Annotated in this window: 21 protein-coding genes, 1 pseudogene and 1 riboswitch; of the genes and pseudogenes, 15 read left to right on the forward strand and 7 right to left on the reverse strand. The window is 36.1% G+C overall.

From position 1 onward, the window contains the following. The first annotated feature begins 194 nt into the window (after window positions 1-194). Window positions 195-1,541, forward strand: coding sequence for a glucose-6-phosphate isomerase (locus tag D2K62_RS16685; RefSeq protein ID WP_112181713.1), 1,347 nt, complete (start codon window positions 195-197; stop codon window positions 1,539-1,541). Between the two features lie 39 nt (window positions 1,542-1,580). Here the strand turns inward: D2K62_RS16685 and D2K62_RS16690 are convergent, their stop codons facing one another. Continuing rightward, a complete protein-coding gene (locus D2K62_RS16690) occupies window positions 1,581-2,579 on the reverse strand; it encodes a potassium channel family protein (protein WP_232824102.1) in 999 nt (332 codons plus the stop codon). 95 nt (window positions 2,580-2,674) lie between these two features. Between D2K62_RS16690 and D2K62_RS16695 the strand changes: the two genes are divergently transcribed. Together D2K62_RS16695 and D2K62_RS16700 are read left to right on the forward strand one after the other, a co-directional pair. Then, window positions 2,675-3,733 (forward strand): M20/M25/M40 family metallo-hydrolase, encoded by a 1,059-nt coding sequence (locus tag D2K62_RS16695; protein ID WP_117161800.1) that lies wholly within the window; start codon window positions 2,675-2,677, stop codon window positions 3,731-3,733. A gap of 99 nt (window positions 3,734-3,832) precedes the next feature. Next, window positions 3,833-3,973: riboswitch (FMN riboswitch) on the forward strand. A 149-nt stretch (window positions 3,974-4,122) separates the two neighbouring features. Then, complete coding sequence (locus D2K62_RS16700) at window positions 4,123-4,710, forward strand: ECF transporter S component (protein WP_232824100.1); 588 nt, start codon at window positions 4,123-4,125, stop codon at window positions 4,708-4,710. A 140-nt stretch (window positions 4,711-4,850) separates the two neighbouring features. Here the strand turns inward: D2K62_RS16700 and D2K62_RS16705 are convergent, their stop codons facing one another. Further along, window positions 4,851-5,234 (reverse strand): PaaI family thioesterase, encoded by a 384-nt coding sequence (locus D2K62_RS16705; protein ID WP_117148907.1) that lies wholly within the window; start codon window positions 5,232-5,234, stop codon window positions 4,851-4,853. Between the two features lie 73 nt (window positions 5,235-5,307). Continuing rightward, the gene (locus D2K62_RS16710; protein ID WP_117161801.1) at window positions 5,308-6,255 is read right to left on the reverse strand and encodes a 1,4-dihydroxy-2-naphthoate polyprenyltransferase; all 948 of its coding nucleotides are present in this window, start codon (window positions 6,253-6,255) and stop codon (window positions 5,308-5,310) included. A gap of 310 nt (window positions 6,256-6,565) precedes the next feature. Between D2K62_RS16710 and D2K62_RS16715 the strand changes: the two genes are divergently transcribed. From D2K62_RS16715 to ytkD, 10 genes are all read left to right on the forward strand, one after another. Beyond that, the gene (locus tag D2K62_RS16715; protein WP_112181708.1) at window positions 6,566-7,957 is read left to right on the forward strand and encodes an isochorismate synthase; all 1,392 of its coding nucleotides are present in this window, start codon (window positions 6,566-6,568) and stop codon (window positions 7,955-7,957) included. 3 nt (window positions 7,958-7,960) lie between these two features. Next, complete coding sequence (menD, locus tag D2K62_RS16720; RefSeq protein ID WP_117161802.1) at window positions 7,961-9,715, forward strand: 2-succinyl-5-enolpyruvyl-6-hydroxy-3-cyclohexene-1-carboxylic-acid synthase; 1,755 nt, start codon at window positions 7,961-7,963, stop codon at window positions 9,713-9,715. Beyond that, window positions 9,693-10,505 carry a 2-succinyl-6-hydroxy-2,4-cyclohexadiene-1-carboxylate synthase gene (gene menH / locus D2K62_RS16725; protein ID WP_232824098.1) on the forward strand — a complete coding sequence of 271 codons (813 nt, stop codon included), beginning with the start codon at window positions 9,693-9,695 and terminating at the stop codon, window positions 10,503-10,505. Before menD ends, menH begins: the two co-directional genes overlap by 23 nt. Before the next feature lie 2 nt (window positions 10,506-10,507). Further along, window positions 10,508-11,326 (forward strand): 1,4-dihydroxy-2-naphthoyl-CoA synthase, encoded by an 819-nt coding sequence (menB, locus tag D2K62_RS16730; RefSeq protein ID WP_117148903.1) that lies wholly within the window; start codon window positions 10,508-10,510, stop codon window positions 11,324-11,326. Window positions 11,327-11,459: 133 nt separating this feature from the next. Beyond that, on the forward strand, window positions 11,460-12,944 hold the full coding sequence (locus D2K62_RS16735) for an o-succinylbenzoate--CoA ligase (protein ID WP_117148902.1): 1,485 nt from the start codon (window positions 11,460-11,462) through the stop codon (window positions 12,942-12,944). An 84-nt stretch (window positions 12,945-13,028) separates the two neighbouring features. Next, window positions 13,029-14,270 carry a DNA polymerase IV gene (locus tag D2K62_RS16740; protein ID WP_112181703.1) on the forward strand — a complete coding sequence of 414 codons (1,242 nt, stop codon included), beginning with the start codon at window positions 13,029-13,031 and terminating at the stop codon, window positions 14,268-14,270. Next, window positions 14,271-14,627 carry a YolD-like family protein gene (locus D2K62_RS16745; RefSeq protein ID WP_112181702.1) on the forward strand — a complete coding sequence of 119 codons (357 nt, stop codon included), beginning with the start codon at window positions 14,271-14,273 and terminating at the stop codon, window positions 14,625-14,627. A gap of 183 nt (window positions 14,628-14,810) precedes the next feature. Continuing rightward, a complete protein-coding gene (locus D2K62_RS16750; RefSeq protein ID WP_117148901.1) occupies window positions 14,811-15,650 on the forward strand; it encodes an ABC transporter ATP-binding protein in 840 nt (279 codons plus the stop codon). 835 nt (window positions 15,651-16,485) lie between these two features. Continuing rightward, on the forward strand, window positions 16,486-17,112 hold the full coding sequence (locus D2K62_RS16755) for a hypothetical protein (RefSeq protein ID WP_112181699.1): 627 nt from the start codon (window positions 16,486-16,488) through the stop codon (window positions 17,110-17,112). A gap of 14 nt (window positions 17,113-17,126) precedes the next feature. Continuing rightward, entirely contained in the window at window positions 17,127-17,600 is a 474-nt protein-coding gene (ytkD, locus tag D2K62_RS16760) for an RNA deprotection pyrophosphohydrolase (protein WP_112181698.1), read from the forward strand. Window positions 17,601-17,645: 45 nt separating this feature from the next. Here ytkD and D2K62_RS16765 read toward each other — a convergent pair whose 3' ends face one another. The 3 genes from D2K62_RS16765 to D2K62_RS16775 are packed head-to-tail and all read right to left on the reverse strand — an operon-like array spanning window position 17,646 to window position 20,215. Next, window positions 17,646-18,455: an ABC transporter permease gene (locus D2K62_RS16765; RefSeq protein WP_112181697.1), complete on the reverse strand. Its 810-nt coding sequence runs from the start codon at window positions 18,453-18,455 to the stop codon at window positions 17,646-17,648. After that, on the reverse strand, window positions 18,430-19,212 hold the full coding sequence (locus D2K62_RS16770) for an ABC transporter ATP-binding protein (protein WP_112181696.1): 783 nt from the start codon (window positions 19,210-19,212) through the stop codon (window positions 18,430-18,432). The genes D2K62_RS16765 and D2K62_RS16770 overlap by 26 nt, the downstream gene beginning before the upstream one ends. Window positions 19,213-19,225: 13 nt before the next feature. Beyond that, a complete protein-coding gene (locus D2K62_RS16775) occupies window positions 19,226-20,215 on the reverse strand; it encodes an ABC transporter substrate-binding protein (RefSeq protein ID WP_112181695.1) in 990 nt (329 codons plus the stop codon). 138 nt (window positions 20,216-20,353) lie between these two features. Between D2K62_RS16775 and D2K62_RS16780 the strand changes: the two genes are divergently transcribed. Both D2K62_RS16780 and metK read left to right on the forward strand, forming a co-directional pair. Next, window positions 20,354-20,734, forward strand: a complete 381-nt coding sequence (locus D2K62_RS16780) for a thiol-disulfide oxidoreductase DCC family protein (RefSeq protein ID WP_157967323.1) — start codon at window positions 20,354-20,356, stop codon at window positions 20,732-20,734. Between the two features lie 227 nt (window positions 20,735-20,961). Beyond that, window positions 20,962-22,164 carry a methionine adenosyltransferase gene (gene metK, locus D2K62_RS16785; RefSeq protein ID WP_112181693.1) on the forward strand — a complete coding sequence of 401 codons (1,203 nt, stop codon included), beginning with the start codon at window positions 20,962-20,964 and terminating at the stop codon, window positions 22,162-22,164. Here the strand turns inward: metK and D2K62_RS18995 are convergent. After that, window positions 22,138-22,402, reverse strand: a pseudogene (locus D2K62_RS18995) (IS5/IS1182 family transposase); the annotation flags it as partial. The gene metK and the pseudogene D2K62_RS18995 overlap by 27 nt on opposite strands.

Genomic DNA, 22,402 nt, shown 5'->3' on the forward strand with positions numbered 1-22,402 from the left:
TTTTTTTTAATTCTTCTATAGCCTAACTAATTTTGCCGAAAATATGCGAAGCGAAGTATTTTTTAATGAATAAAAGATATTTTTCTTTACAATGTCACCATTCCTAACACTTACTTATTATTCTTACTTGATTTAACTGGTATCTTTAGGTACATTTAGTATAGTAAAAGTTAATAAAAAATGGAGGGTTAAGAATGACACATGTAAGTTTTGAATATGATAAAGCGTTATCTTTCTTCGGTACACATGAATTAGATTATTTAAAAGAACCGGTAAAATTGGCGCATGATATGTTACATAACCAGACAGGAGCTGGAAGTGATTTTCTTGGATGGATAGATCTTCCGGAAAATTATGATAAAGAAGAATTTGCACGAATTAAAAAATCTGCAGAAAAAATAAAATCAGATTCTGACGTCTTGTTAGTAGTTGGAATTGGTGGTTCTTACCTAGGTGCACGTGCTGCCATTGAAATGTTAACTCATTCTTTTTATAATGCGTTGCCTAAAGAACAACGAGATACGCCTCAGATTATTTTTGTTGGTAATAGTATTAGTTCAAAATATATGAATGACTTATTTGATTTATTAAAAGATAAAGATGTTTCGATTAATGTTATTTCAAAAAGTGGTACAACAACAGAACCTGCTTTAGCTTTTCGTATTTACCGTAAATTTTTAGAAGAAAAATATGGTGTGGAAGAAGCAAAAGGCCGTATTTATGCAACAACAGATAAAGCAAAAGGTGCTTTGAAAACATTGGCTACTGAAGAAGGGTATGAATCATTTATCATTCCTGATGATGTTGGCGGTCGCTATTCTGTCTTGACAGCTGTAGGTTTACTTCCAATAGCTGCAAGTGGTGTTGATATCGATGCAATGATGAAAGGTGCACAAGCAGCGCAGCAGGACTTAAGTGAACCAGATATGGATAAGAATCCTGCTTACCAATATGCAGCTGTTCGTAATGTGTTATATAATAAAGGGAAAACAATTGAAATGTTAATTAATTATGAACCATCATTACAGTACTTCTCTGAATGGTGGAAACAATTATTTGGTGAAAGTGAAGGAAAAGATTTTAAAGGGATCTATCCTTCTTCAGCAAACTTCTCAACTGATTTGCACTCATTAGGACAATACGTACAAGAAGGTCGCCGTGATATTTTTGAAACAGTTTTACATGTACTTGAATCTCCATCTGAAATTACGATTGAAAAAGATGGACAAGATTTAGATGGTTTAAATTATCTTGCTGGTGAAACAGTTGATTTTGTAAATGAAAAAGCCTACCAGGGTACGATGCTTGCACACACAGATGGTCAAGTACCAAACTTAATTGTTCATTTACCTAAATTAGATGCTTATACATTTGGGTATGTTGTTTATTTCTTTGAAAAAGCATGTGCAATTAGTGGTTATTTACTAGGTGTTAATCCATTTGACCAACCAGGTGTTGAGGCATATAAAAAGAATATGTTCGCATTGCTTGGAAAGCCAGGGTTTGAAAAAGAAAAAGAAGAACTAGAGAAAAGATTATAAGGTATAGTAAAAAAGGTTCTCATTAAATTGAGAGCCTTTTTACATGCCTTCTAACAAAAGAAGTGTGTCTTTTTCAGTTAAAGGTTGTTCAAAAGATGGATTTAATTGCACTTCCCCATTAGAAATTATTCCGATAAGTAAGCGTTCTGAGCAAACATAGTAATCGGATACTTCTAAAAAGTTTTTTCCTACTAATTTTTCAGGTAAAGCACATTGAGAAAATTGTTGATTCGATAGTATTTCTAGTAATAATTCGAATGGTTGTACTGATGATGTTCGAAAGATTTCATGATAAAACAAGGTGCTCATAAAGTCATTGGAACGTATAATTGCGTCTGCACCAGCACGTTTCGCATTAGAAATCTGGCTTTTTGTAAGTATTTCTGTGATGATTTGAATAGTTGAATTGTTTCCACGTAATGCTACTGTTGTTAAGATGCTTGTTTGATCTGCTTGACGTTCCTTTTTTGCAGGATCAGCTGTCACAATTGCATATTTAGCAGCCTGCACGTTAGCCATTTGTAAGACTTCATCAGCTGTTGGATCACCATGAATAAAATGAAGGTTATGGTCTTTGTAGGGAAGTTGATTTAGCGAATGATCAATTAAGACAAACTCCTCCTTCTTATGATGTTTATGCATCATTTCGAGTAGCTGTCTTGTTCGTTCATTCCAACCGATGAAGATAATATGATTTTCTCCTTTAAATGTAATATCACCTTTTGAAAGGGACTCTTCTTGTTTGATTGTTGTAGCCGAAATGGTTGCCATATAAAAAGTTACAACCCCTCCACCAGTTAGAATTAAAAGAATGCCAAGTGTTTTTCCTAATGTGCTTAATGGGATATAATCACCATAACCAACCGTTGATCCTGTTACAAATGCCCACCAAATCCCATCAAAAATAGTAGTGAAGTGCTCGGGTTCGATTAAGTGTATAAGGAGCCCAAAGCTAAACATTAGTACGAATACTGTCGCTAGTAATCGTAGTAAACTAGGTAAACGAAAATAATACTGCCAAAATTTATAAAGGTGCAATTTCTCACTTCCTATCCAAAAATTAAAGTTAAAGATTAGTATTTACCAAAAAATTTGATATGATGATAATAGATTATTTAGGAGGTCATACAAAAATGGAAAAAGAGAGACAACAGTTTTTAATGGAACTATTACAAACACCATCTCCATCAAGTATGGAAATGGAGATTCAAAAAAAATGGATGCGTTATGTTGAGCCTTTTGCTGATGAGATCATGACAGATCATGCAGGTAACGTAATAGGTGTGTTGAATAAAGAAGCTGATTTTAAAATTTTATTAGCTGGTCATAGTGATGAAATTGCACTTGTAATCAATCGTTTAGATGAACAAGGTTTTTTATATTTTGATAAAATGGGTGGAATTAATCCAAAAGCGGCTGTTGGCATGAAGGTAGATGTTTTAGGTTATGGCAAGAAAATCACTGGTGTTATCGGTGTTAACGCTCAACATCATGGTGGTATAAAAGGTGACTTTGATGTGGAAGATCTTTTTATAGATTGTGGTGCACAATCAAAAGAAGAAATCGCAGCATTTGTGCAAATTGGTGATCTTGCGGTTTATCAACGCGAACCAGAAGTATTGATGGATCGGTACATAACTGGACGAGGTTTAGATAACCGTACAGGTGCATTTATCGTTGCTGAGGTATTGCGTAGACTTTCTGATAAAGATTTAAAGGTAGGTGTCTATGCGGCTAGTACAGTGAATGAAGAAACGAACATGGGTGGCGCTTATTTTGCAGCAGCAGGAATTGCACCGACGATGGCGATTGCTTGTGATGTAACGTTCGCTACTGATTATCCAAGTGTTAATAAAAACAAACATGGTGATATTCGGTTAGATGGTGGCCCAGTTTTAGCGAAAGGTGCACCAATTAATCGTAAAATGAATATCTTATTAGAGAAAACTGCAAAACAGTTAAATATGGACGTGCAGTATGAGCTGACTCCCCGCATGACAGGAACAGATGCTGACAAAATGCGCTTAACTGGTCGTGGAGTACCAGTGAGTCTAGTCTCCTTACCGCTACGTTATATGCATTCTCCCGTTGAAACGGCGAGTATTAAAGATATCGATGAAGAAATTGATTTATTAGTTGCGATGATTGCAGGTATGACAGGGAAAGAAAGCTTAAATCCCTTGGATGAATAAAAGTATTTTTATGAAATATGAACTTTGTGAAAAAAAACACATGTAAAAGACTTCACAAACTTTTTAACTTATTGTATAATATAATTAATTAAATATCGATTCTATCTTCGGGGCAGGGTGTAATTCCCGACCGACGGTGATAAGCGTTAAATCGCTTTTAGTCCGTGACCCACTTTCATAGTGGTGGACCTGGTGCAAATCCGGGACCGACAGTTAAAGTCTGGATGGGAGAAGATAAGGAGCAAAATTTGGTATATTTATATACCTTTATTTCTTGATATGTGTAAACCCTAAAAGCCCCCATTTGGTTTTAGGGTTTTTATAATGTCTAAAGTATTGCTCTGCCTTCATCAAGATTAGAATCGATAAAGATGAAGGAGGAATTGAGATTGCAAACAACTAAATCGCAATCATCAAACTTATTAAAATTAATTATTCTTGCTCTATTAGGTACAATTTCATTGGTATTATTATTTATTAACTTTCCATTACCTTTTTTACCACCATATTTAAAAATTGACTTTAGTGAAGTTCCGGCATTAATCGCAGCACTATTGTTTACACCTATGGCTGGGATAATTGTCGAAGCAATTAAAAACTTATTATATTTAATCTTTACAGGTGCTGGAGATCCAATTGGAGTAGTTGCAAACTTTATCGCTGGCGTGTTATTCGTTGTTCCTGTATCGATGTTATATCATAAATTTAAAGGAAATAAGAGTCTCGTTTCAGGTTTGGCAACTGGTACTGTCGTGATGGCTTTAGGCATGAGTGTCCTAAATTACTTTGTTATTTTACCAGCGTATAGCTGGTTTATGGGCTGGGAAACAATGAGTAGTACAGTGAAGTTAAGTACAGTTATCGTTGGTGTCTTACCATTTAACGTCGTGAAGGGAATTATTCTAGCAGTGCTTTTTGTTCCGTTATTTATTAAGCTTAAACCATGGATTGATCAGAAAAAGGCAATGATAGGATAAAAAATATAAAATGAAAGCTGGCTTTCCCTGAAAAGGGAGGCCAGCTTTTTCAGTTGTATACTGTAATCGAGCGAACACAGCTCGAATCGGTCGAAAACACAGATAAACGAATAAAACGGAATAATTCAATCAATTAAAAATTATCGTTTCTCTACAATTCCTATTGTAGAGCGTGAGGTAGCAATTAATTGATCTGATTCATCTATAATATCAATTTGCCATACCATCGTTGTTCTACCAATGTGTACAGGTTTTGCTCGAGCAATCACCCAACCATTCTGCTTGCTTTTTATATGATTAGCATTTATTTCAACTCCAAAAATATTATATTTACTCGGATCAACATTTAATAAGGCGCCGATGCTTGCCGCTGATTCAGCTAGTGCCACACTTGCACCGCCATGTAAATAACCCATTGGTTGGCGTGTTTTTTCGTTAACAGGCATTTTAATTTCAACTAGATCTGCCTGACTTATCATAACTTCCATTTCCAATGCTTGCATTAATGTTCCATCTAAATCCATTTAAATACCACCTTTCTTATGAAAAAAGCAGACACAATTTCAATGTCTGCTTTTGTTTAATATTTACTACTTGTTATAAAGAAAAAGGAATAAAGATCTGTATTAACAAAGATAAACCTAGTAGAAAGCCGTAAATTGTATTCGTCTGTGCCGTTGCTATCATAGCTGGAATCATTTCGACGTTTGTGGTTTTTCCTTTAAATCCATTTATAGCTTGTTTCGCTTTTTTTATGCTCAGTAATGTAATTATTGACCATAATGGTAGAAGTCCAACACCAATAAATAGTATAGTCAAAAGGTAACTAATAGAAAATAATGAGCCAAGCAATTTGCCTGCTTTTTCATGCCCAAGTAAGATAGCGATTGTTTTACGACCATTCGCTTTATCACCTTCTAAATCACGAATGTTATTAGAAAGCATAATTAGCCCGATAAATATCGCTACAGGAATGGAAATTAAAAGCATGTCACTTGATATTTCCATTGTCTGTACGAAATAACTAAATCCGATTAGCATTGTACCCATGAAAAATCCAGAAACAATTTCTCCAAACGGTGTGGACGCAATTGGATATGGCCCACCGGTATATAAATAACCAATTAACATACAAAACAGACCGACAGCACAAACCCACCAATTAGATTCTAAACAAATATAAACACCTAATAACATGGCGAATGCAAAGAAACTACAAGCCAGAGTTAATACAGTTTTGGCTGCAATTCCATCACGGACGATTGTTCCACCGATTCCAACAGAGTTTTCGTTATCGAGTCCGCGTACATAATCGTAATACTCATTAAACATATTCGTTGCTGCTTGAATAAGCATGGCAGCTAAAAGCATGGCAGAAAAAAGCAAGAAATTAATTGAGCCATCTAGTATAGCTAACATACTCCCGATAAATACTGGAACAAAAGATGCAGTTAAAGTATGTGGACGAAGTAGCCTCCACCATACATGAAAACCTGGTTTTTCGTTCAAAGTTGATTTTATGGTATTATTTTGTAATGATTGCATAATCCTTATTTCTCTCCTAACTAACGTTTAACGCACAAATTCTTTTTATTATCTTGTCTTTAAACCTGATAATTACGCTAATATAATCTATAATATCATTATAAGTTTAGAGAAGGAAAGAAGTCGTGTCAATCAAATTGAATAATAAATTATTGGTAAATAATCATGATTGTTGAGAAAGATTGAAAAACAGCATAAAATATAAAAGGGGAAAGTTTTAAGTTAATAAAAATAGTGAATAGATATATCGTAATATTATGGATCAATGCCTTAATAGATAACCCCTATCATTATTGGAGGGTAAGCACACATGATTGAAATAGAAAAAAAACAACTAGATCTTTTATTAGATGAGGCAATAAAAAAAGCAAAGATAAATAACAATACTGTACAAATGCTAAGTTTCACAGAAAAAATTGATCCAGTTGATCCGCATGTTTTTTTTGAACAAGCAAAGTATCTAGAAGGAAATCGTTTATTTTGGGCTAGCGTACCAGATGATTTTTATTTAGTTGGTGCTGGAACAGCAATTTCTATGCATGCAGATGATGATTATTATCAAAATACTGAAAATCAATGGAAAAAGCTTTTAGAAGAAGCTATTATTTATAATGAGTATGAACAGCCTGGCACAGGTCCAATCGCGATTGGTGCTTTTCCGTTTGATACTACCAGTAGCAAAACACCACTATGGGATAATTTTAATGGTAGCTATTTTCGCGTGCCTACTTATTTGTTAACGAAAGACAAAGATGATTTTTATTTCACGGTTAATTTGCAAATAAAAGACTCAGATCAGAATCAACAGTTACGAGACGAGATTGAAAAACAAAAAGATATACTTATTTCGCCACGTAAACTAGAACATGAGCTACCAATTCTTAAAAACAAATTGGAGAGCGATGCAGTAATGTGGAAACAACTGGTGAAACAAGCGACAGAGAAAATTAATCAAGGACAAGCGGTTAAAATTGTATTAGCAAGAAAAATGGAAGTGGACTTTGCTGAAGCGCCAGCTATTGTTTCTATTTTAAAAGAATTAACAAGTAATCAAACATTAAGTTTTGTTTTTGCGATTGAAAAAGAACAGGATTGTTTTGTCGGTGCGACACCAGAAAGATTAGTACGTATTGATAATCAACAGTTATTTTCAGCGTGTTTAGCAGGAACTGCACCGCGTGGCAAATCAAAAGAAGAAGATGAAAAAATTGGACAGGCGCTATGGGAAGATAAGAAGAATAGAGAAGAGCATAATCATGTTGTTCATATGATTCGTGGAGCATTAGAATCCTACTCTGAAGCAATTGATATTCCCGATGAACCAGTTGTTTATCCATTAAAGAACTTACAACATTTATATACACCCGTGGTAGCAAAACTCAAGGAAGGCTTCACGATATTTGATGTTTTAAGTGATCTTCATCCGACACCGGCATTAGGTGGTTTACCGCGAGAAGCATCATTGACTTTTATTCGGGAATTTGAATCATTGGATCGTGGTTGGTATGGCGCTCCGATTGGTTGGTTGGACGCGTATGCAAATGGAGAATTTGCTGTAGCAATTCGTTCTGCAGTCGTTAAGAATAAAAAAGCAACATTGTTTGCTGGGTGCGGTGTTGTAAAAGACTCAATTCCAGAAGAGGAATATGAAGAAACAATGATGAAGTTCACACCGATGCTGACAGCCTTGGGAGGTTTGTAATGCATGAATCATACTGAAAGTTTAACACGCTACGTTACCAGTTTTGTTGATGAACTTTATCAAAATGGATTGAGAGATGTAGTCATTTCGCCAGGCTCTCGATCAACACCACTTGCCATGACTTTTGCGGCCTATCGGTCTGTCAAGCATTGGATTAATATGGACGAACGCTCTGCTGCTTTTTTTGCACTTGGTATAGCCAAACAAACGAAACGTCCTGTTGCACTTGTTTGTACTTCTGGTACAGCAGCAGCTAACTATTATCCAGCAATTATTGAAGCTTTCTACAGTAGGGTGCCATTACTTATACTAACGGCGGATCGTCCTCATGAACTAAGAGATGTAGGGGCCCCACAAGCCATTAATCAGATACATTTATATGGCGATTATGTAAAATGGTTTCATGATATGAGTCTACCTGAATTAACAGATCAGCAGGGAAATTATGTGAGAGGAAAGGCGGCAGCTGCATATAAAATTGCAAATACAGCTAATCGTGCTGCGGTGCAAGTCAACTTCCCCTTTCGAGAGCCTTTAGTGCCAGATTTTTCATTGGATAATTTGTGGGGTGAAAATAAAGAAACAGCACATCTGGAAGTGAAACAAGGGAAGAAACAGCTTTCAGCGGAACAGTTAATAGCTTTACATAAACAATTTTTAACGAAGCAAAAAGGTCTTATTGTGTGTGGGCCTATGGAAGACCAACAGGCTCAAAAGGAAATCATTGCACTAGCAAATGCGTGGCAATTACCATTATTAGCTGATCCATTATCACAATTACGTTCAGGTGATTATGATAAAAGTAATGTGATTGAGAGTTATGATGCTATTTTAAAGCATAAACAAACAAGAGATCTATTTAGACCAGATTTTGTTATTCGTTTCGGTGCTCAACCTGTATCGAAACCTTATACATTGTGGTTAAAGGAAAATCCGCAAATTGATCATTACGTAGTAGAAGAAGCAGAAGGATATCGTGAACCTATTGGTCATCAATCTACTGTGATATACGCGGATCCACAACTTTTTTGTCAAGGATTAATAACAAATCCTGTCCCTTATTTTGATCAAAATTGGTTGAAGGAGTGGCAAAAAGGAAACAGTATCGCAAAAAAAGTTTTGCAAAAAAGTGCTTCTCAAGTAATAACAGAGGGAGATGTTGTCCAGTACATTGAAGAAATCATACCAAATAATAGCACCTTTTTCGTTGGAAACAGCATGGCGATTCGTGATGTGGATACTTTTTGGTTTAATACGGACAAACAAATTCGTATTTTAGCAAATCGGGGTGCTAATGGAATTGACGGTGTGACATCTAGTGCTCTAGGTGCAGCTTCTTCTGCTGAGCGCGTAACATTATTGCTAGGTGATTTATCTTTTTTTCATGATCAAAATGGCTTGTTAATGACAAAGCGCTATTCCTTGAACATAACGATTGTTTTGATCAATAATAATGGTGGCGGTATTTTTTCCTTTTTACCACAGGCTAAACAAGATGTGCCGCATTATGAAGAGTTATTTGGTACACCGATGGATTTGGACTTTTCTCATGTGGTAGAGTTATATGAAGGACTGTATGAAAGCCCAACTGATTGGCAAACCTTCAAGCTAGCATTAGAAAAAAGCTATCAAACAGAAGGTCTTTCGGTTATTGAATTAAAAACCGATCGCAGCGATAATGTTGCTTGGCATGAAGAAAAATGGCAAACTATTGCTAGCCATTTGGAGGGAGAGTATGATGGACCTAACCGTAAATGATCGATCTTATTGGATAGAAGAATATGGTGAAGACACAGGCATCCCGCTTCTTTTTTTACATGGGTTTACTGGAAGTCATAAAACATGGCGTAATACAATTGAATCTTTTTCTTCTTATCGTTGTATTGCGATTGATTTACCTGGCCATGGTCAAACGAAATGCAATGAGCCTGTCCGTATGGAAGACTTCTGTGAAGACTTGGCCTTGATCCTTAATCAATTAGCGATAGAGAAAGTTCATCTGATTGGTTATTCGATGGGGGGTAGGGCAGCTTTATCATTTACACTTTTACATTCTAAAAAGGTTGCCTCCCTAACATTAGAGAGTGCTTCACCAGGCCTCGATTCACCAAATGAACAAGTAGCTCGACAAACAAAAGACGATAGCTGGGCAGGGAAAATAGAAAAAGAGGGCGTACAGGCGTTTGTTGATCAATGGGAGAGCTTGCCATTGTTTGCTACACAACAAGCGTTACCATATGTAGTGAAAAATGAAATAAGAAACGAGCGTTTAGCACAATCTAAAAAGGGACTTGCATCGTCTTTACGTGGTATGGGAACAGGAAAGCAACCTTCATGGTGGGATCAATTAGCAACGATTTCTGTACCAGTTTCGGTCATTGTGGGCGCGTTAGATGATAAGTTTGTTACAATTGCTAAAAAGATGGCAAAGCGTTCAAAAAGAATACAGCTACATATTGTTTCTGATGCAGGTCATGCAGTTCATGTGGAACAAAAGGAAAAGTTTGATACAATAGTAAAAGATTTTATTAATGATATGGAGGAATAACGATGACAGTAAAATGGGAAAGTGTAAGAGAATATAGCGATATTTTATATGACGCATATGATGGAATTGCTAAAATAACAATTAATCGACCAGAGGTACGCAATGCATTTCGTCCACAAACAGTGCATCAACTTATTGATGCATTCGCACATGCGCGAGATGATTCAAATATAGGTGTTATCGTTCTTGCAGGTGCTGGAGATGATGCATTTTGTTCAGGTGGTGACCAAAAGGTTCGAGGTCACGGTGGTTATGTAGGAGATGACCAAATTCCACGTTTAAATGTTTTAGATTTACAACGCTTAATTCGTGTTATTCCAAAGCCTGTTGTAGCAATGGTTTCAGGATATGCAATTGGTGGCGGGCATGTTTTACATATTGTCTGCGATTTAACGATTGCAGCTGATAATGCTATCTTTGGTCAAACAGGTCCTAAAGTAGGTAGTTTTGATGCTGGTTATGGTGCTGGCTATTTAGCACGTATCGTTGGGCACAAGAAAGCAAGAGAAATTTGGTTTCTATGTCGCCAATATAGCGCACAAGAAGCAATGGATATGGGCTTAGTTAATACAGTTGTTCCATTAGAGCAATTGGAAGCTGAAACTGTGCAGTGGTGTCAAGAAATGTTAGAGAAATCTCCAACTGCACTACGTTTCATTAAAGCATCTCTAAATGCAGATACGGATGGTATAGCAGGTATGCAACAAATGGGTGGAGATGCGACCTTGCTTTATTATACAACAGACGAAGCGAAAGAAGGCCGTGACGCATTTAAAGAGAAACGTGATCCAGACTTTAAACAGTTTCCGCGTTTTCCTTAATATATTAATCAAACAAGAGACGAGCATGGGAAAGAAAATGTTCGTCTCTTTCTTACATAAAAGGAGATTAAGCAAGTAGCCGGTGTTAAAAAGATTTAATTACGCGACTACGTGAGATAGGGGATATTGAGTAATGATTGAAAAAATGCCTCATTGGTTAGACAAACAAGCAACTCTTGCACCAAATGAAACCGCAATTGAATCACCTTTAATTGCTCCGGTCACATTTTCTATTCTTCGAGACCGTGCACAAAAATTCGCTAAAAAGCTTCGATTTCTCGGAGTGCAAGAGGGTGAACATGTTGCTATTCATTCTAAAAATAGTCTTGAGATGATTATAGCTATTCATGGTTTATCATATTTGGGTGCAGTTATTGTTTTACTTAATACACGTCTTTCTAAAAGTGAATTAGCTTTTCAACTAGATGATGCAAACGTTAGGTATCTTATAACTACAACCGAAGATCAATCTTATTTGGAAGGGTTAGTGAACTCAGGTATCGTAAAAGTTGTCTCGTTTTTAACAGTAGAAAAACAACCAGAAATAGCTAGTGATTTAAAAAAAGAATTGAATCTCGATGATATATTTACAATTATTTATACGTCTGGAACGACAGGAAAACCAAAAGGTGTTGTCCATACATATGGTAATCATTGGTCGAGTGCAATTGCTTCTGCTTTAAATTTAGGTATTAATAAGCAAGATAAATGGCTAGCAACTTTACCGTTATTCCATGTTGGTGGGTTCTCGTTACTAATGAAGAGCGTTATTTATGGTATGCCAATCTACTTACTAGAGAAATTTGAAGTGGAGGATATTCATCAAGCGATTATGGCTAAAGGTGTTACAATCGTTTCTGTTGTTTCAGTTATGTTAGATCGCTTAATGGAGAAATTGGCTACTAAAAGCTATCCAGAAGAATTTAGATGTATGTTACTTGGTGGAGGCCCAGCTTCCGCTTATTTGTTAGAAAAGGCAAGAAAAAAATGCATTCCAGTTTTTCAAACATACGGAATGACCGAAACGAGTTCGCAAGTTGTAACCTTAAGTCCGAATGAAGCATTAAGAAAAATTGGATCAGCAGGAAAGGCTCTTTTTACCGCGCAAATGAAAGTGATGAATGACAAGCAAGAAGCCAATCCATTAGAAATTGGTGAAATTTTTGTGAAAGGCCCAATGGTGACAAAGGGTTATTATCAAAACGAATCCGCCAATCAAACTGTCTTACGTCAAGGTTGGCTTGCCACTGGTGATCTAGGTTATCTTGATGAAGAAGGTTTTTTATATGTTGTTGATCGAAGAAAGGATTTAATCATCTCTGGTGGGGAGAATGTTTATCCCGCTGAAATAGAAAACGTTTTAGGAAGTATAGATGGAATTAAAGAGGCTGGAGTTGTTGGTCAAGAAGATCCCAAGTGGGGCAAGGTTCCAGTAGCTTTTCTTATAGTTGAAGATAAACTGAATTTAGATTTAGTAAAACAACAGTGTAGAGAATTATTAGCAAAGTATAAAGTCCCGAAGGCTTTTTATATAGTGGAAAGTTTACCTCGTAATGCCTCTAATAAGCTGCTCCGCCATCAATTAGTGAAGCAACTTGATCGTTACATAAAAGAATAGAGTAAACAATTCCCATTGATAAAAGAACCTACGTTCGTATATACTATACATACGAACGTAGGTTCTTTTTGGGAGATGTTAAGAATGTCTAAAGTTATTTTTTTGGTTGATATGCAATCTTTCTACGCCTCCATTGAAAAGGCAACAAACCCAGACTATCAGAATAAGCCACTTGTGGTGTCTGGTGATCCATCCAGAAGAAGCGGCATTATTTTAGCTGCATGCCCAATTGCAAAAGAATATGGGATTAAAACAGCTGAAACATTATGGGAAGCACAACTTAAATGTCCAGAAGCAATAATTGTAAGACCGCGTATGCAGTTGTATATTGATGTCTCCTATCAAATCACAAAGATTTTAGAACAATTTACTGATTGTATTGAAGTGTACTCTATTGATGAGCAATTTATTGATATTACTGGTAGTCAACATTTATTTGGTACACCACAACGAATAGCGGAAAAAATCCAACAAACTATTTTTGAGGATGTTGGGATAAAAGCAAGAATAGGAATAGGACCGAACAAAGTGTTGGCTAAAATGGCCTGTGATGCATTTGCAAAAAAATCCCCGAACGGAATATTTCGATTAGATCAAAGTAATTTACAAGAAAAATTATGGCCACTTCCAATTGGTGATTTATTTGGTGTGGGACGAAGAATGGAAGCACATTTGCAGAAGATGGGGCTACATACGATTGGTAATTTAGCTAATCACCCTGTGAAGTGGTTGCAAAAGCGCTGGGGAATAAACGGAGAATTGTTATGGCGTACAGCAAATGGTATCGATGAAAGTCCCGTTACACCCACTACCCATCAAGAACAAAAAGCAGTAGGACATCATATGACACTACCAAGGGACTATCAAAAACTAGATGAGATTAAAGTTATTGTACTAGAACTAAGTGAAGAAGTTGGACGTCGAGCACGTGCACACCACTATATAGGACAGACTGTTTCAATCCATGTACAAGGTAGTGCTTCGGAAGTATCAACTGGATTTAATCGTCAAAAGAAGTTAGCTACGTCAACATCCTTTGGTGTCGATATTTATCAAGTAGCTTTACAGTTATTTCACAAGTATTGGGACGGTCTACCTGTCAGGAGTATTGGTATAACTTTATCGCAGTTAGAAATAGCAGATGCTTATCAGTTATCTTTATTCGATGATACTTTAGAAAAAGTTAGATTAAATGAAACGATGGACGGTATTTATCAAAAATATGGACCTACAGCGATTGTGCGAGCTTCATCTCTTATGGAGGCAGGGCAAGCACATGTACGAGCGGGCAAGATTGGCGGACATGATAAAGGAGCGGGATTATAGATGAAGCCAAATAAATTAACACCTGGATACAATCTGATGTGGGAATCAAGCAGAATGATGCTCCCTGAACATAAACAAGTCTTACAAGCACATCAAAAAGAATTAAAAAAACAGGTAAAACCCATTTTAGATGAACAACAAATAATGCTTTTTTCTGAGTTAGTTGCAGAAGCTACGTATTTTGACAAAACAATTAAAATTAAAGTGTTTGACCCTTATCAACCACTATATATTATTGGGAAAGTAAAAAAAATAGATGGAATGCAACAACAAATTAAATTAGAAACAACCGATGGAATCCACTGGGTGTCGCTTCATAACATACTTGATTTATCATTAGAAAATGGTAATATGTAGTCGGATTTCCCGAAGCGAGTGATAAAATTAATTGATAAAGATTCTCAAAATCATTGACGAATTAGTTAATAGCCAATAAACTAGAGTTACTGATAAAAATATTACTACTTACAATATAGTTTGAAATACAGTTACTTATTTTTCTGATATAAATCAGCAACGCTCGTGAGGGAGAGATTGCAAATGGAAACGATCGCTACGAAAGATTTAACACTAGGATACGGTGATGATGTTATTATAGATGATTTAAATATGACTGTACCTAAAGGTGAAATCACAGTTTTCATCGGTGCAAATGGTTGCGGTAAATCTACCTTACTTCGTTCAATGGCAAGACTTTTAAAGCCAAAAGAAGGTGGCGTCGTGCTTAACGGAGAAAACATTGCGAAAATGCCAACAAAAGAAGTGGCAAGACAACTTTCTATTCTCCCGCAAAGTCCGATAAGTCCAGAAGGTTTGACAGTACAAGACTTAGTTAAACAAGGACGCCATCCATATAAAAGCATTTTTAATAAATGGTCGAGTGAAGATGATGATGCAGTAAATGAAGCATTAGAATCAACCAATATGATGGACTTAAAATACCGGGCAGTTGATTCGCTATCAGGCGGACAGCGACAGCGTGCTTGGATTGCAATGATTTTAGCGCAAAAAACGGATACTATTTTATTAGATGAGCCTACTACTTACTTAGATATGACCCATCAAATTGAAATCCTCGATCTGTTGTTTGAATTAAATGAAAAGCATAATAGTACCATTGTAATGGTATTGCACGATTTGAATCTTGCTTGTCGTTATGCTCACCATATCGTTGCAATTAAAGATAAAAAGGTCCATGTACAAGGGAAACCAGAAGAAATCATTAGTTGCAATATGGTTCATGATGTATTTCAAATGAAATGTGACGTAACCTATGATCCAATGTTTGGTACACCAATGTGTATCCCACATGGACGTGGTCGTTGTTTAATAAAAGACGTAGTAGCAGAATCCCAAAAGAAAACTGCACAAGCACAATAATTAGAAAAAGTGACTATCATAGATAGTCGCTTTTTTCTTTTGTTTTGCGGGAAATCTAAAAATATAAGACGCTTTTGTTAAGATTAGTCTTATTAAAAATAACTCTTTTCGCAAATATTTTACTTTACAATAGACGAATTTGATAGAAACTGTGACATAGTGAAACCTCCTTACACGCTATGTCAGCAAATGGATTCCCTTTCCGTGGGCACAGTCTCAGCTAACTCGGATAAGCAAAGGTCGCTCTCCGAGTGGATCTTCAACTTGTGGGATTGCGATTACTCATCCCACCCTAAAACATTTGCTGTTCCCACAGGAGTGTCATCCATTTGCTTCCTTCGCTGGTTAGCGGATCTTTTCGACGTACTTATGTATTATAATTGTTAGTTTTTCTAACTGTCGTTTCAATTAATAACAAGGCAATCTATACTCTTATTATTACAGTGTTTCAAAACTAGCGTATCAAGTGAAATTGGCGAGACTCCTGCAGGAACAGCACGGGCTGAAGATCCACTCGGAAGCGTTTTTTCTTCCGAGTTAGCTGAAGACGTGCCTGCGGAAAGGGAGTCAATTTCACTTGAGTAGCGGGTCGGTCAGGAGATTCTGTTATGTCACAGTTGATGATAATTCCGGCGCAAGGAACGTTACGTCGTAGTCTATGTTAATTTAGTCATAAACAATAAGCTTTTAAAAACAACCTTTAAAATAAATGAAACTATTCCATCATGCGAGCCGTTTATATAGTATATAAGAGCAAATAAATTAATTGAATAAAAATGTTTGATATAACATATAAAAAGGAAAGGTATAGTAACAACAGATGGGGGGTTAGAAAATGAAGCAGCAGAAAGTAAAGATAATACTTGCTTTTACAGCAATTATTCCACTGCTATTATTTTCTTATCAAGGACAAACTAATGGGAATGTAAAAGAATCACTTACATCAAAAGAATTAAGCAATAATCAGATAGAAAAAAAGCAAATATTAACGAATGTTGAAACGAATCGATTAGCAAGTTCTCAAGAAGAAATAAAAACACCCGTTTTAGAGCATAATGAACTTATTGATATTACCAATAAATTTATGGACATTCTTGTTCAAGATGTTAATCAGCAATATAAAGTTAATGGAATAGAGACCAAAGCGGAATTAATCGATAAATTCACAGCTATTACAACAGCAGAAATTGCAGAAGAATATGTGTCATATTATTATGAAGAAAAAGAAGATGGACTATATATCATACCAACAGAAACGCCACCATGGTTTATGGAATCTGAAGCGTATGAAAAGGAAAGTATCGAAGAAAATAAAGTGAAAATCACACAACAGAATGAAAGTGATCTGTATGGTGCATATACAATTGAGATCGAATTAACATACAGTGAGAAAGGTTGGAAAATAACAAATATTGATCATAGTGATCAAAATAATGATACAATAGAAGGAAATCAAGTATAAAGGTAGCGGTAAGTATGAAGATATTTCACGATTATTATCATAATGAAGTTAAATTATCATTCGATGATCACCCATTCAAAAAGGAACCGAAACATGTCTGGGTAATTTGTCGATGGGAAACACAGTGGTTGTTAACCAAGCATAAGGAAAGAGGAATTGAGTTTCCAGGCGGGAAAGTCGAACCAGGAGAAACTGCTGAAATAGCTGCAATTCGAGAAGTAAAAGAAGAAACTGGTGGTCGGGTTCATTCTCTAACTTATATTGGTCAATATTATGTAAAGGGAAAAAGTGAAGATGTAGTAAAGAATATTTATTTTGCCGTGATTGACTCATTACCAAAACAAGCCAGTTATTTTGAAACAGAGGGGCCAGTGTTATTCAAAGAACTCCCCGAAAAATTGCGAACAAATCCCGCTTTTAGTTTTATGATGAAGGATAAAGTATTACCGTATAGTTTAGAACGAGTGCAAGAATTAGTTGACTCATAAAGCCGTCCAAGATGCTTTTCAGCAATCAGGACGGCTTTTACTTAATTAATTTTGTTTGATTAACCACTTCTCTAATCTCTCTACCCCCTGATACATAAGTGAAGCTAAAATAGCTATAACGACAAGACTGTATAGCACAAGTGTAAAGTTAAACACTTGAAATCCGTAAACGATTAAATAACCTAGTCCTTTTGAGGCAACAAGAAACTCACCTACAATGACACCCACCCATGACAAACCGACGTTTACTTTGAAAGTTGAAATCATTGCGGGGAAAGAAGCTGGAAAGACTGCTTCTTTAAAGCATTGCCATTTTGTTGCACCAAAACTTTGAAGAACTTTTAAATAGTTAGGATCAACCTCCCTAAAAGCACTGTATACAACGAGTGCTGTAATAATAAAAGAGATAATCGCACCCATCATAATAATAGAGACATACCCAGGACCTAGAGCCACAATTATAATAGGACCTAAAGCTACTTTAGGTAAAGCATTTAGTACAACAAGATACGGATCAAGAACGTCAGAAAGTTTCTTAGAATTCCACAACAAAAACGCTAAAAATATTCCAAGTACTGTTCCGACAACGAACCCGGCAATTGTTTCAAGAAGTGTGATTCGTAAATGAAACCAAAGTGAGCCATCAACTAAATTCGATAAAAATAAACTTGCAACTTTGGAAGGTGAACTAAAAATTAACGGATCTATCCAAGCTAATCTGCTAGTTGTTTCCCACGTTATGATGAAAACAATAAAAATAAACAGCTGCCAATATAGCGTATTCCTTCGATCGGATTTTAACTTTTTAATATGGTTTAGAAACAGACTGTTATCGGACTGTTGCTTTTGACTCAAGGCTATTCGACTCCTCCCATATCCGATCAAATAAGTTTTGATATTTGATGTGTTTTCTTGCCTCAAATGGCGTTAAATTTCGAACTTCAACTGGAACTTCGAATTGTTGGTGAATCTCACCTGGGTTTGCACGCATGAGATAAATTCGATCACTCATGGCAATTGCCTCTCCAATATCATGGGTGACCAGGATAGATGTTTTATGATAACTTTTTAATAAGTTAGAAACCAAATCTTCTAGTTTTAATTTTGATTGAAAATCGAGTGCAGAAAATGGTTCATCAAGTAAAAGTAGTTGTGGATTTGTTAATAGCGTACGAATGAGTGCAACACGTTGACGCATTCCACCAGAAAGATTACTTGGATAAGCATCTGTAACATCTTCTAGACCCATTTCTTTCAAAAGACCTTTAGCCCTCTCAATGGTTGCCTTATCTTGATTTTGCTGTACTTTTGGTCCAATTAATGTGTTTTCAAGAATGGTCTTCCACGGAAAAAGGTAGTCTTGTTGAAGCATATAACCGATTTCTGAGCGGTTTTTAATTAAGTTCTGTTGTTGAAGCGTAATAGCACCGTGAGTTGGGGCAATAATACCTGCTATAATAGATAAAAGGGTACTTTTACCACAACCACTCGGTCCTAACAAGGAAATAAATGCGCCCTCTTCAACAGAAAATGAGATATTATTTAGTGCTTTTGTATAACTTTCTCGGTTAAAGTAATAATGTGAGATCTGCTTTATTTGCAAAAAGCTCAAGCATAAAACCTCCTTATTCGTTCATGACCTCTTCGGCTATTTCCGTGTTTACTAATTCATCATGCATAATATCTGCTGGTAATTCACCAGCTTCATCCATAATAGATTTTAAGTTATTCCATTCTTCTTCATCTAAAAGTGGATTTTCAGCAAAAGAACCTTGTGCTTTATAGCGTTCTACGGAAGAAACTAATAACGCGATGTCGGTTTCTTCAAAATATGGTTGAACTATTTCAGCAATTTCTTCGGCTTCATGTTCTTGCACAAATTGTTGGGCTTTGTATATTGCGCGAGCAAATTTAATTGCAGCTTCTTCATTCTCTTCTAGAAAACTTTGCTTAGCCATGAATACGGTATAAGGGACATGACCAGATTCTTCACCAAAAGATGCAACAATATGACCATTGCCATCTTGGACGAATTGACTAGCAATTGGTTCAAATAGTTGAACGTAATCACCCGTACCAGATAGGAAAGAACTAGCGATATTAGCAAAGTCAATGTTTTGAATTAAATTCAAATCATTCTGTGGATCAATTTCATTCTGTTTCAATACGTATTCTCCAACCATTTGTGGCATGCCGCCTTTTCGTTGCCCTAAAAAATCAGTATCCTTTAGATCTTCAAACGTAAAATCATCGTTAGGTTCTCTAGCTACAAGAAAAGTTCCATCTGTTTGTGTTAACTGTGCAAAATTAATAATAGGATCTTCGGAACCTTGGGCGCCTACATAGATAGATGTTTCTGATCCTACAAGGCCGATATCTGAGTTATCAGATAAAATGGAGGTCATTACTTTATCTCCACCAGGAATTGTTTGTAATTCGACGTCTAGTCCTTCTTCTTCGAAAAACCCTTCTTCAAGTGCAACATATTGCGGTGCATAAAAGATACTACGTGTAACTTCTGCAACCTTAATTTTTGTAATCGAAGAATTATCTGAACAGGCACTAAATACTGCTAGTGATAAAAGTAATATAAGACAAACAAGCCATTTTTTCATTATTTTATCCCCTTTTTATTTTGTCTTTCTTTACTTTATTCATGGGCGGAAAATGTGTGCCTGCCTATAAGTATAAGTTTTTAAAAAATAGGATTAATAATGGTATAGTAGTGGAAAAGTAAAATAAGGAGGCTAAAAGTGGCTAAGAATATTATTTTATATGATCAATTTTGTTACCTCTGTCAACAAAGTAAAAAGATCATAACCGCACTGGACTGGTTCAATGTCTTTGAATGGAAATCTTTACAGTCCTATCAAGCAACAAACAAGCTATCGGAGGAAGAGAAACAAGAATTAGTAGGAGAGATTCATTTAAGAAAGAAAAATGGTGAAACTTTAACAGGCTTTTATGCAGTTCGTTTTGTTTTGCTTCGTTGTGTTCTAACATTTTGGTTGGGAGTACTAGCCTATTTACCAAAGGCAGATTTAATTGGAAATCCATTATATCGTTGGGTCGCTAAGAATCGTTATCATTTATTTAAAAATAAATGTGAAAATGGCACCTGTCGAATTCACTAGTATTTTAGAATGTTTTATTGACAACTGTTATTGGTTCCGTTACGATAACATTCGAGCACCTTCCATTAAATAAAAAGCAAAATTAAATTTACAATGGCTTCATAATGGATATCTAGCAATTATAAAATTGAAATAACTATTGCAGTTCAAAAAAGGAAGACGTAAAATATATCTATTCGACATAAAAATGGTCGGGCAAGTGATTTAGGAAGGGGAGATTTAGCAGAATGACTGCAAATCGTCGATTATTCACCTCGGAATCAGTAACAGAAGGGCACCCAGATAAAATAAGTGATCAAATTTCTGATGCGATTCTTGATGAGATTTTAACACATGATCCAAATGCACGTGTAGCGTGTGAAACAATTGTAACAACAGGTTTAGTCTTAGTAGCGGGGGAAATAACTACCTCTACTTACGTTGACATTCCACAAATTGTACGTAAAACAATAAAAGAAATTGGTTATACAAGAGCTAAATATGGTTTTGATGCTGAAACATGTGCGGTACTAACAGCAATTGATGAACAATCACCTGACATTGCTGGTGGAGTTGACCAAGCTCTAGAAGCAAGAGAAGGAAATATGACGAATGACGAGCTTGAATCTATTGGAGCAGGGGATCAAGGTCTTATGTTTGGTTATGCCAATAATGAAACACCTGAATTGATGCCCTTACCAATAGCTCTAGCACATCAGCTTTCTAAACGTCTTGCAGATGTAAGAAAAGATAAAACTGTTGACTATTTACGTCCAGATGGCAAGACACAAGTTACAGTAGAGTATGATGAGCAAGATAAGCCATTACGAATTGACACCATTGTTATTTCAACACAACATCATCCAGATATAGAATTGGAAACAATTCAGGCTGATTTAAAAGAGCATGTTATTAATCCAATCGTACCAGTTGAATTATTAGATGAAGACACAAAGTATTTTATTAATCCAACTGGTCGATTTGTTATCGGTGGACCACAGGGTGATGCAGGGCTAACAGGTAGAAAGATTATCGTGGACACATACGGTGGTTACGCCCGTCATGGCGGTGGTGCATTTAGTGGGAAAGATGCAACAAAAGTAGATCGTTCTGCAGCATATGCAGCGCGTTATGTTGCAAAGAACATTGTAGCAGCAAAACTTGCTGATGCTTGTGAAGTACAGCTAGCTTATGCTATTGGTGTCGCAGACCCAGTTTCAATTGCTATTAATACGTTTAATAGTGGACAAGTTAGCGAGGAAAAATTAGTAGAAGCTGTTCGAGCATTATTTGATTTACGTCCAGCAGGTATCATAAAGATGCTTGATTTGCGCAGACCTATTTATCGAGACACTGCAGCATACGGACATTTTGGTCGAACAGATATTGAGTTTCCTTGGGAGAAAACCGATAAAGTAGAAGCACTACAATCCTATGTAAAAATTAAATAATAAGAAATGTAAAGAGGCTGGGACATAACTAGCCAAAATAACGAAAAAGATTCCGATCATCTTAGGAAGATGGTCGGAATCTTTTTTTGTTGGATTATTTTCAGGATTTGTTGCACCATGCGCATGCTTAGCCGTGTACTTTCTCAAGTTCACCGCCATGAATGCAAATCCTAATTCATTTTCCACTTTCTTCTTGCCTCTTACTGACATACGAGTGAAACGCAAATTAGCCTTCAAA

Origin of the sequence: Paraliobacillus sp. X-1268 (assembly GCF_003426095.1) — a bacterium.
Taxonomy (GTDB): Bacteria; Bacillota; Bacilli; order Bacillales; family Amphibacillaceae; genus Paraliobacillus_A; species Paraliobacillus_A zengyii.